Here is a 10,569-nt window from a genome sequence, read left to right as displayed (position 1 = left end):
CGTGCGCATACCGTCGCCCGCGAGCGGTCATCTGTGCTGCCGGGTCTGATTTATTCCAGTTCACGCGGGTACCGGGCTTCAGTGTGGTGGCGGTCCATTGCAGGGTATCGTTAACATACGCTTTCAGGTGCTGACCGTCAGCCACTTTGTACGCCGTGCTTTCTTCGGGATACGCCGACCACGTGGCCAGGTGCATATACAGCGTGTAAAACGTCAGGGAGCTGGCAGCGGTTTGTCCCGGCTGGATATGATGCCTGACCAGCACGAAGGACGAGGAATAAAACAAATCGCCCGACTCCCACGGCAGAGTAAGGTAGTCCCGGTTAATACGGTAAGCGACAACCTCACCGTCTGCCATACAGCGTATGGCCTGCTCGCCTTTCCCGGGCACAGGGTACTCCATCACCTCCTGTGGTGCTTTCCCACTCAGGGCGCACCACGGCGTGGTGGCATCGGTGATATGAATCCCGCCATGCCACATCCCGTTACTGCCAATGAGCCAGTGTCCGGTGGGCTCTCCCTGAAGATGAGCCAGAATGTCGTTAATGCTGCTGAACGCGTGCCCCCGGTTATTTTTAGGGACCGGAAAGGCCCGGATAAAGGGACGTGGTGGTGTACTGACGGCAGCACCGGTAGTACTGGCTGAGGTGTTTCCCATGAATCTCTGTTCCCTGACACCATGATAAAAGTGCGTTTATTTTCCGCGCAATAGCCTGTATTCAGTACAATTTTTCATTTCAGGATGTTACCGGCATATCTGATACGCCGGACTGACATAGGGCTCCTTCATCCCTGTACGGCATCGCCGCAGCACGAAGAATCAAAAAGGGAAAAGGCCTGGGTAATGGCGCATAAAGGTAACGACCCTGCCCGAAAAGGCTACAGGGCTAAAAACAAAAAGGCAGGGCTGATGCAGAAAAGAGCGTTCAGAACGCTTCCCCAAATCGATTCTATACCCCCTCCAGCCAGCAGCTCTGCCAGCCATGCTATGGTCCGGATGTTTCCGCACCTGCCTGAGGTGGCGTATGTATTCTGATACATACGCCACCTCAGGCAGGCTTCTCTTTGGATGAACCCCGGCTATGTGCCGGATGTCGCTTTTCTGTCGCGCCGCAATGGACTACAACACCCGCGCAGTCCCGAAGGGGCTGCCGGGTGTAGGAACCCGTCGAAACTAACAGGCGATAATGGTTTACCGTTATCGCCCTGAACTGCCGTTGATGTGCGCAGTATATATCTGTGCACGACGTTCAATGGTGGCTCAGGCAGGGCAGCCTTCGGGCTGGCCGGTGTCCTGTTAGGCCGGTTTATCACCCCTGTTCTGGGCCATCACCATGAGCGTGAGAACTCCGATGATGGCCTGTTACCCCTGACAGGAGAGCACCATCATGATGGTTATTCCGCTCTCTGAACTCAGAAAAAAGCTCGATCGCCACGGTTATATTCCCCAGTCCCGTGAAGATAACGACGAACTGATCCAGCTTCTGGATATCCGGGGCCCCACTCCGGCAGGGTCCTGCACCACGACAACATCCTTCACTGGCTCAGCGAATCCGATCTCTGGAACGAACGTTTTCCCTCTCGCCCTCTGTCCCGCGCCGATCAATATCCACTCCGTCTTGCCCTGGAAATCCACAGCACCCTGGCCCTTGCAGAGTCCCGCACTGTCACGGCCCTGGCCGACTGTAACCATTACCCCCCCGGAAAACTTCACCATCTGCGCCAGTTGCTGGCATCGGTACTTTACGATTTTGCCCTGCGCCTGACGACGTTCCGCTTTGACAGTGCCAACCCACAGCTTCCCGGCGGACTGTTTCCGGTTATCAACGATCTGCGTCAGCTTGCAGATGACATCTTTAGCGATCATAACCAAAAACGGCCCGTAGAGCGTGTGGAGATGGACAGGCTGGCGACAATATTCGCCCGGATACACCTCCGGTTTGATGAATGGTGCGCAGACCCGATACCCAGAATGCTGATGAGCCGCTGATCAATACGCTGTGTGCGGTGAGTCGGGCGATGAAGTCACTGCTGCTGGATATCGCCCGTATCCGGGGCGGTGAATGGGTACAGTGAAAGGAGGAAATCATGAACCTGAAACCTGTTGAACCCGATGCCCGTGAACTGGTGGACCGTGCCCGTATTCTGACGGGGTGATGCTGGAAAATCCTGATGAGATTGGGCCGAATTTTGTCCTTTTGCTTATCCTCGCCGAGAAGCTCCAGCGCCTGCGTGATATTTTCGAAGCGGCTGAATACCGCCGGATGCGGGAAGACAAGCTCTCTCTGTTATTTCACTGTGGCCTCCTGAGCTCTGAGAGACCCCTCTGAAATCACAAAAAACAATCACCTTTTCACGTCCATCGACCGGATGTAAGCTCCGGATTGCACAATGCTGTCGTTGGCAGCGCCCATGCTTCACGGCCTGAAAGAAGCGCCTGAGGAACTCAGGATGGCAGCCCCTACCGGTGAATACCTCCGCAAACACCGGCTCGCAGGTCACTGCGACAGAGGTCATACTTTACCGACAATACGTCCTTTCGCTGCGCCAGCACTCTGGTCAGCATTCCACGACATCTGAAATTTCCGGGTAAATCCCTGTCCGGCTGAGGATCAGCCTCCTTTACCCTACGGGCTACGGGCTGCATTGCCGCCAGGCTTTGCTGCCGCGTGACCGTCAATCTGCGCCAGAATCCGCGATCTTTCGCGCCCGGCCCTCAACCGGTGCGTCACTTTGCGTCGCGCAAAGCGACAAAGTGACGCACAACCACCACACCGCGTTATGCCACTGTTTTAAGGGCTTCTGCGCATTTTCCCTAATCTGATACGTCCTTTTTGGGCCGCTGTCAGCAAAAAAGAGGAGAAAAAGATCGATACCGAGGGGGGCATGATGCCCCGGAGAATTCCTGCTCTGGCAGGCAGTCCATACCGAGTACTGGCTGAAACTCCCTGTACCTCAACAAGCTGCCACTCCGGCGTGAAGGTATCGTTCTGGCGCAGCCAAAAAGCATACGCCGGAGACCGTTTGTGTTTTCAAAATCATGGGGGAAAGGGTACGGGCAGGTTAGGCAGTGAAATGAAGGCGCTGGCAAAGCACTGTGGCGGCAGCCTAAAACAGTAAACGATCGCCTCTATACCGTGCAATGTTTTGATCACCTGGGCAAATTTGATAGTCGGCTAAGAGCGCAGGGTGTATGAAGAAATCTGAGTTACCCGGTAGATTCGCTCACCGGCACGCTGAGTTTATGTGGTTACTTGAGCGATTACTCCCTGACTTTAAAACCATTACCAACTTCAGAAAAATAACGGTAAAGGTATCAGGAACACCTGCTGAACCTGTATTGACCTGGATCGGCGAATGTAAATGTTTACAAATAGGGTGATCGCTATCGATGGCAGTAAGATCAAGGTGGTAAACAGCAAACAGAACGACTGGACTGATCATACTATTGTGGTTGAGTACCCACATGAATATGGCCATATAATCACGAATGAGGGATTGCCCGCTATTGCACTAACAAGTAAACCGCGCATTTTCACGCGCGATAGCCAGGAAAGCCTGTACCGCACCGCTATTCTCGATCTTTCTGCTGATCAGCATCAGATTAGCCGACAGTTCCGGAGCATCCAGCGGACGGTACACCAGCCCCGGTATAGAAATATTCAGCAGCGGCTCCGGCACCAGCGCCAGCCCTTGCCCTGCCGCCGCCAGGGTGAGAACGCTCAGGGTGCTGGAGGTACGATGCGCAGTCTGGGGCGCGCGGCCCAGTATTCGGGTGAGCGCCGTGTAAAGCGGCTCATCCGCGCTGTGGGTATCGTAAAAAATGATAGGCTCATCCGCCAGCATATCCACCGTCAGATATGGCTGTTTGGCCAGCGGATGATCGTCGGCGATAGCCACCAGACGGTTCCAGACACCGACCGTTTCAGACAACAGTCCCGGGACGTGGAGGAGACTGTGATCCGGCGTATAACCAATATCGAGCTGCCCGGAGAGGATCGCATCCGCCTGCAACAGCGGCGCCACTTCACGCGCCACCAGCTCAGCATCAGGGTAGGCTTTGCGAAACGCCCGCATATCTTTTGTCAGTTTACCGCTGAACACGGCGTTTCCGGCAAAACCGACACGGACCCGGCCGCTTTCGCCGCGTATTGAGCGCTGCACCGCCAGCCGGGCGTTTTCAGCCTGATCCATCGTACGCTGCGCCTCTACCTGCAACAGCCGCCCGGCTTCGGTCAACACGACTTTCCGGCTGGTGCGCATAAACAGCGGGCCGCCCAGTTCCTCTTCCAGCGCTTTGATTTGCATACTGAGTGCAGGCGGTACAATATTTAACCGCTCGGCGGCGCGACCAAAATGGCCCTCCTCCGCGACGGCGAGAAAATAGCGCAGGTGACGTAGTTCCATATACAACTCCCATCATTCATTTAAACTGAATAATTGGTCAGTTTCATCTACTGGATTTTATCTTTAATCGCGACCAAACTGAAGTCCCTCCTAAATTATGAGCTGACACGCTATGCATACTTATCTGGAAGATCGTCAACAAATTACCGACCTGCTTACGGGATGGATCTACCGCGATCTGGGCGAGTGGGAGCAACTCCGCAATCTGTTCCACCCGGATGGCACGATTGAGATCACCTGGTTTGAAGGTCTGGCCAGCGATTTTGTCGACGGTTCAATGCGCATGGGGGCATCGGACGCACGTACCAAACATCTGATCGGCACGCCGGTCGTCACCTTCAATGCTGACGCCACTAAGGCAATTGTCGAAACTAACGCGATGATCATCGCTGAAAACGTGAGGCTTAATATCGGCTGCACCACCCACAACCGTTTTTACGACATGGCGGAAAAACGCAACGGCGTCTGGAAACTGTTCCACCGTCAGAGTATTTACGATATGGGCGGCTTCACCTTCCCGCTCGGTATCGTCGATATCGATCAAGAAACAGTGGCGAAGTATCCGCGCGAATACGCCGCACTGGCTTATCTGCTGGATAAAAGCGGCTTCCCGGTCAACCGCGTCTTCGCAACCCGAGGCAGCGACCTTGAAAAACACATGAAGGAAGCGGGCGAGCGCTGGCTTGCAGCCTGATGCTTCAGTTGAGCGATGCCGCTAACCGATCGTTTTGCCAGTGAATAACGTCATATTTTGCTGTAATCAGGAAGATAAAGAGAAAATACCCTCGGCCACCCACGGCAACGCCGAAAAACTATTTTACCTAAGCGAAGGATGCGGATGAAAACCAGATATTTACACCAAAAACTAATGGCTCTATTACTCGCGACGTCGCTGCTGCCCGCCGTTGCGTCGGCAAGCCAGACGCTCACCTACAGCGATCATGAGCCACTGGGAGGCATGCGTACACGTTTTATTAACGACGTATTTTTCCCGGCGATTGAAAAAGAGTCGCAGGGTCGCCTGAAGATCGACGCTCACTGGGGCGGAGAGCTTAACACCAGCAATGAGGCGTTAAGCAAAGTCAGCAAGGGCGATGTTGATATGGCAACCGTTGTGCCGGAGTACAACGCCGACCAGCTACCGCTGCATCAAATCTTCAAAAGCTTTCCTGTCGGCCCAACCGGTGCGCAACAGGTTGCATTCTTCCGTCACGTATACGCTGACGTTCCTGCCTTCCCGGCAGAGCTGAAGAAAAATAATGTGGTGAGCGTTTTTCTGGAAACTGGCTATCCACTGGCCTTTTTCAGCAGCAAAACGATGCCAGATCTGGGCAAGATTAAGGGTGGTACATGGCGCTCCGCCAGCTTCTGGCACCGGGATTTTCTGCAAAACGCTGGCGCAACACCGGTAACCATGCCCTGGGGCGAACCTACCTATAACGCGCTGAAAACCGGCGCGATTGATGGCATGATGCTGAACGTCGACAGCGGTTACGATCTGAAAGCGTATCAGTACGCGCCCAACGTGCTGATTTCCAAAGAGCTGTGGCTGGGACATCTCTATATTCTGGCGATGAACGAAAAAACCTGGGACAAGCTATCCCCGGAAGACCAGGCAGCCATCCAGCGCGCAGCGCAAACTGCGTATCAGTCCTTAGGCTCAGAGATGGACCACAGCTTTAACACCCAGATAGACGATTTGCGTAACGTCGGTGCCTCGGTGCGTATCCTGAAACCGCAAGAAGTTGCACAATGGCAAGCCACCACCCACTACCAGGCCGCGCAGGCTAAGTGGGTAAAAGAACAGGAAGCGAAAGGCGTTAACGATGCAGGAACGGTGATGAAGCAGGTTAACGCCATCATGGATAGCGCGATGCAGCAGAAGGCGCGCTAAAACGAATAAACCGCCTGCGCAGTGAAAATCGCTGAGCAGGCGGTCGAGGAAGTATTCAGAATCCCAGGAGTGAGGTCATGATAAAAAACTGTCCCGATTGCTGTTGCTCACCTTCCTTATCACTTCCAGATACGTGCTGACGGCAACCTCCCTTGAGCTCAAACAACCGCAGGCACCAGTTAACGCCATCACACCAGTTAATGTCTCTCCAGGGGATATCGCCAGCGTGGTTAAAGCGTGGGATTCACGTACTGCCAGCCTGACGAAAGCACCCGGTTTTATCAGCACCACCCTGTATCAGTCGGTCCTGCCCAATCATCCCTGGCCGTTGATCGAAGTCGCGCAATGGCAATCGTATACTACCTGGACAAAGGCCCATGACAATGCGGATTGCAACCACCTGACCGAACGCTATCCCCCGGCAATGGCCACACCGGAAGTGCTGAACCAGAGCTGGTCTGTCGATTTTATGAATGATGCTTTGGTCTGTGGCCGTCGTTTTCGCACGTTCAATGTTGTTGATGACTTTAACCGTGAGGCGTTGTCGATTGAAATCGATCTGAATCTGCCAGCCCCACGAGTGGTCCGGGTGCTCGACAGGAACGCGGCAAACCGCGGCTATCCGGCCATGCTTCGCATGGATAATGGACCGGAATTTATCTCGCTGGCACTGGCTGAATGGGCAGAGAAACATGCGGTAAAAGTGGAGTTTATCCGGCCGGGTAAGCCAACGCAGAACGCTTTCATTGAGCGTTTTAACCGGACATACCGTACAGAAACACTCGATTTTTATCTGTTCAGAACACTGAATGAAGTGCGGGAAATCACAGAGAAATGGTTATCAGAATATAACTGTGAACGCCCGCATGAATCGCTGAACAATATGACGCCGGAGGAATACCGACAACACCATTATCTGGCCGGGATCTCAAAAAATGCATGGAACTAAAACGGGTCTATTTACAAATAAGCTTGGTAAAATAGGGACTTATGAACAACGCCCCTTCTGACGATATCCTTCTGCTGAAACAGCGCCTGGCTGAACAGGAAACGTTGATCCACGCCCTGCAGGAAAAGCTGAGCAACCGGGAGCGCGAAATCGACTATCTGCAGGCGCAACTGGACAAGTTGCGCCGGATGAACTTCGGCAGTCGTTCCGAAAAGGTATCCCGCCGTATCGCACAGATGGAAGCTGACCTGAAGGTGCTTCAGAAAGAAAGCGATACGCTGACCGGTCGGGTGCGGGCAACCTGAAGTACACGGCATATAGCTTTGATACTGAATTCAGCCTGATGTTTTTCGATGAAGACATACTTCATTTCAGGCGCTTCGCGAAGTATGTCGCGGCTTTTTGGATAATGGTCAGCTCCTCAGCCTGCTCCGCCAGTTGCCGCTTAAGGCGGGCAATTTCAACCGCCATTTCCTGCTCACGCTCGGAAGAGAAATGTGCATTCTTCAGCTTGCTGCGCCAGGCATAAAGCTGTGATTCATACAGGCTAAGTTCGCGGGCGGCTGCGGCCACACCAATGCGTTCAGCCAGTTTCAGGGCTTCGTCGCGAAATTCAGGCGTATGTTGCTTGCGTGGCTTTTTGGTGGTTGATGCTGGTTTTGTCATGTGAGTCACCTCTTACTTGAGAGTTTACTCACTTAGTCGCGTGTCCACTATTGCTGGGTAAGATCACGACAACTGGCGACAGCCAGTTGGACAGACTATACGCGCAGCTAACAGGCCGCCCGCCGGGCGAGCGAAGCGAGTCAATCCCCTCCTCACCGCCATATTACGAGCACATGTTATTAATTAACATGTGCTGAGATTAATGACAAACCCTTTCATAAACAATTGACCTGTCTTTCTTGCCGGGTGGCGCTGTGTTTAACCGGCCTACATTGCGCAAAAATATCAATATGTTGCACGTTTCATTGTCGTCCCGTGCAAGCGTAGTGCCGCCGGGCGAAACTCACAAAATGCACTTTGTCAGCAGTCTGAAAATATTACTTTATATTTTGAGTTATGAATTCATAGCACCAGCGTGATTATCATATTAGTATCAATGATATATTTACCAGTTATTTGAAAACCCTCAACATAATATAATGATAACGTTTTCGTTAATTCAAGGGTAACATCCCCACTTATTGTATCAATACCAATAACACGAACATCTTTAAACCCCGCCTTCCTCTCACCCAGTTCAGGATAAAGTGACTTAAATAAACTCTCTTTAATTGAAAACAATAAGTACAGACCATTCTCATAATCTATATTAGTGTGTTTTATTAAAGCAAGCTCCTCATCTCTGGCTAATAAACCCGCTACTCCTAATATTTCATTTTTTCTTAAAAATTCCAAATCTACACCCGGCATAACGCCTATAGCTTCAGATGCTATAAGTGCGATAGCAGAATTATTCGAATGTGACAAACTGCCACACCAACCAACTGGCCAGACTGGACTTCTATCCATAGCTGTTCCAGGAATATGTTTGCAGCCAGCCATAGATAGAATGCCTTTAGCCGCATACCTTACTGCAAGATATTCAGCCTTTCGTTTGATACAAGATTGCTCCAGTGCTAATGGTAGCTGTATAGCTAAACTGTCAAATAACCGATCGTTATAATGTTCAGGATCGAAATCAACGATGCAGTATTTCACCTCCGGATGAGCAGTAACAAACCCGCATTGTAAGGTATGTACAAATCCCCTACTATACTTTGTAAATTGTTTCGTAAACATGCTCGCCTCCCAAAAAACATCAAATAATTACACTCTTTACTATCCACATACTATTTCAATAACGGCAATCAGACCTATATAAATATAAACCATCATTCTTTAAATATTATAAACATGAAGAAAGGGCCAAATACGCCCTCCCTCAATAACATAAAGAGTTTACCTTGGTTTAATACTATCCAGGCCCATATAATCCTGAAGAACTTGAGGGACGACCACACTACCATCCGGCTGTTGATAGTTTTCCAGGATGGCTAATATAACACGACTGGTCGCGATAGCAGTGCCATTAAGCGTATGAACATATCCCCGCAGCGATTTATCATTATTTTGATATCGAATCCCTAAACGACGTGCCTGGAAATCAGTGCAGTTGCTCGCTGAAGTGACCTCGCCATATTCTCCACCGTCTTTGCCAGGCATCCAGGCTTCAATGTCATATTTCTTAGACGCCGGAGCGCCAAGATCTCCAGCGCAGATTCGCAACACACGATAAGGCAGATTGAGTAACTGATAAATCTCTTCTTCAATTTGCAGGATCTCTTCATGCAAACGCTGGCTATCCTCGGGCGCGCAAAAGACAAACATTTCAACTTTGTTGAACTGGTGTACGCGATACAGTCCCTTAGATGTCCTCCCCGATGCACCAGCCTCAGTGCGGAAACAGTGGCTCAGGGCAACATATTTTAACGGCAGCTTATCCAGTGCTAATGTTTCATCAGAGTGCATCCCCCCTACAGTAATTTCCGCAGTGGCAATAAGACTCAAATCCGTACTCTCAACCCGATAAATGTTGCTTTCATTGCCTCTGGGTGAAAAACCGATCCCTTCCAGAATTGAATTCTTTGCTAAATCAGGGGTTTGTAGCGGAATGAAACCGTGTTTCTGCACAATCTTTAGAGCAAAGGCTTGCAGGGCCAAATCCAGCATGACGGCTTCATTTTTTAAGAAATAGAATTTTTTCCCCGCAACCTTCGTTCCTGACTCGAAATCAATGAGATCTAACCGCTGCGCGATCTCAAGATGATCCCGGGCATTGTCTATTGCTGGCAGCGCCCCCCAACGTTTGATTTCGACGTTCTCATTATCACTTAACCCTTGAGGCGTGTCTGAGGGGATCCAGTTAGGTAGAGTCAGCATCGCCGTCTGGAAACTCTCCCGATACATCTTCTCCTGAGGCTCAAGATCCACTATCGATCTTTTAAGTGCACTCGCCTGCTGAATAGCCTCGCGATCCAGAGAGCCGTCTGTTCCGATTTTACGGGATAATTGATTCATGCTGGCACGCAGCGAGTCCAGTTTCTGCGTGCACGCTTTGTATTTCGAATACGCCAGGACGATCTCATCCACATTGCATTGAATACCACGGGAAACCACGTTACGCTTCATTTCATCCATTCTGGCACTCAATTCTTGCATATCTATCATACAGGCTCCATTAATCATATTCCTTGAGTGTCTTACCAGGTCACCGTGACCAGTCATACGATAAAAAACACACAGCATCAGGAACGGCCGACAGCAACTGGCTGTC

The 10,569-nt window shown here is 51.3% G+C and carries 7 protein-coding genes and 5 pseudogenes; 7 read left to right on the top strand and 5 right to left on the bottom strand.

Translation table 11 applies throughout. From position 1 onward, the window contains the following. Window positions 1-658: pseudogene (locus tag AC3G3F_RS13035) on the bottom strand (hypothetical protein); the annotation flags it as partial. A gap of 730 nt (window positions 659-1,388) precedes the next feature. Between AC3G3F_RS13035 and AC3G3F_RS13030 the strand changes: the two are divergent. The 3 genes and pseudogenes from AC3G3F_RS13030 (at window position 1,389) to AC3G3F_RS13020 (ending at window position 2,330) form a co-directional block, all read left to right on the top strand. After that, entirely contained in the window at window positions 1,389-1,766 is a 378-nt protein-coding gene (locus AC3G3F_RS13030; RefSeq protein WP_488395123.1) for a hypothetical protein, read from the top strand. Between the two features lie 181 nt (window positions 1,767-1,947). Further along, the gene (locus AC3G3F_RS13025) at window positions 1,948-2,076 is read left to right on the top strand and encodes a hypothetical protein (RefSeq protein ID WP_023246895.1); all 129 of its coding nucleotides are present in this window, start codon (window positions 1,948-1,950) and stop codon (window positions 2,074-2,076) included. A gap of 12 nt (window positions 2,077-2,088) precedes the next feature. Then, window positions 2,089-2,330, top strand: a pseudogene (locus AC3G3F_RS13020) (hypothetical protein). Window positions 2,331-3,513: 1,183 nt separating this feature from the next. Here the strand turns inward: AC3G3F_RS13020 and AC3G3F_RS13015 are convergent. Next, window positions 3,514-4,407 (bottom strand): LysR substrate-binding domain-containing protein, encoded by an 894-nt coding sequence (locus tag AC3G3F_RS13015; protein ID WP_053510249.1) that lies wholly within the window; start codon window positions 4,405-4,407, stop codon window positions 3,514-3,516. Between the two features lie 112 nt (window positions 4,408-4,519). On the opposite strand from AC3G3F_RS13015, the gene AC3G3F_RS13010 reads away from it, so the two are divergent. The 4 genes and pseudogenes from AC3G3F_RS13010 to AC3G3F_RS12995 all read left to right on the top strand — a co-directional run. Then, window positions 4,520-5,101 (top strand): nuclear transport factor 2 family protein, encoded by a 582-nt coding sequence (locus AC3G3F_RS13010; protein ID WP_053510250.1) that lies wholly within the window; start codon window positions 4,520-4,522, stop codon window positions 5,099-5,101. A gap of 144 nt (window positions 5,102-5,245) precedes the next feature. Continuing rightward, complete coding sequence (dctP, locus tag AC3G3F_RS13005; RefSeq protein ID WP_488395121.1) at window positions 5,246-6,301, top strand: TRAP transporter substrate-binding protein DctP; 1,056 nt, start codon at window positions 5,246-5,248, stop codon at window positions 6,299-6,301. 415 nt (window positions 6,302-6,716) lie between these two features. Then, a pseudogene (locus tag AC3G3F_RS13000) lies at window positions 6,717-7,250 on the top strand (integrase core domain-containing protein); the annotation flags it as partial. Window positions 7,251-7,291: 41 nt separating this feature from the next. Further along, window positions 7,292-7,543, top strand: a pseudogene (locus AC3G3F_RS12995) (IS66 family transposase); the annotation flags it as partial. Here the strand turns inward: AC3G3F_RS12995 and AC3G3F_RS12990 are convergent. The 3 genes and pseudogenes from AC3G3F_RS12990 to tniS all read right to left on the bottom strand — a co-directional run. Beyond that, window positions 7,540-7,916: pseudogene (locus AC3G3F_RS12990) on the bottom strand (transposase); the annotation flags it as partial. The pseudogenes AC3G3F_RS12995 and AC3G3F_RS12990 overlap by 4 nt on opposite strands. Before the next feature lie 402 nt (window positions 7,917-8,318). Beyond that, the gene (tniP, locus tag AC3G3F_RS12985; RefSeq protein WP_079796436.1) at window positions 8,319-9,035 is read right to left on the bottom strand and encodes a 4'-phosphopantetheinyl transferase; all 717 of its coding nucleotides are present in this window, start codon (window positions 9,033-9,035) and stop codon (window positions 8,319-8,321) included. Between the two features lie 159 nt (window positions 9,036-9,194). Then, complete coding sequence (gene tniS, locus AC3G3F_RS12980; RefSeq protein WP_488395119.1) at window positions 9,195-10,463, bottom strand: BGC-type serine--tRNA ligase TniS; 1,269 nt, start codon at window positions 10,461-10,463, stop codon at window positions 9,195-9,197. Window positions 10,464-10,569 lie beyond the last annotated feature (106 nt).

It is taken from the genome of Salmonella sp. FC25216 (assembly GCF_057751355.1).
Note: the sequence above shows the minus strand (reverse complement) of the source record. Positions and strands in the feature narration are given on the sequence as shown.

What these genes read in the sequence shown, in the direction of transcription:
- AC3G3F_RS13030 (WP_488395123.1), top strand. Translation starts at nt 1,389, where the DNA reads ATGATGGTTATTCCGCTCTCTGAACTCAGAAAAAAGCTCGATCGCCAC.
- AC3G3F_RS13015 (WP_053510249.1), bottom strand. Translation starts at nt 4,407, where the DNA reads ATGGAACTACGTCACCTGCGCTATTTTCTCGCCGTCGCGGAGGAGGGC.
- AC3G3F_RS13010 (WP_053510250.1), top strand. Translation starts at nt 4,520, where the DNA reads ATGCATACTTATCTGGAAGATCGTCAACAAATTACCGACCTGCTTACG.
- dctP (WP_488395121.1), top strand. Translation starts at nt 5,246, where the DNA reads ATGAAAACCAGATATTTACACCAAAAACTAATGGCTCTATTACTCGCG.
- AC3G3F_RS13025 (WP_023246895.1), top strand. Translation starts at nt 1,948, where the DNA reads ATGGTGCGCAGACCCGATACCCAGAATGCTGATGAGCCGCTGATCAAT.
- tniP (WP_079796436.1), bottom strand. Translation starts at nt 9,035, where the DNA reads ATGTTTACGAAACAATTTACAAAGTATAGTAGGGGATTTGTACATACC.
- tniS (WP_488395119.1), bottom strand. Translation starts at nt 10,463, where the DNA reads ATGATAGATATGCAAGAATTGAGTGCCAGAATGGATGAAATGAAGCGT.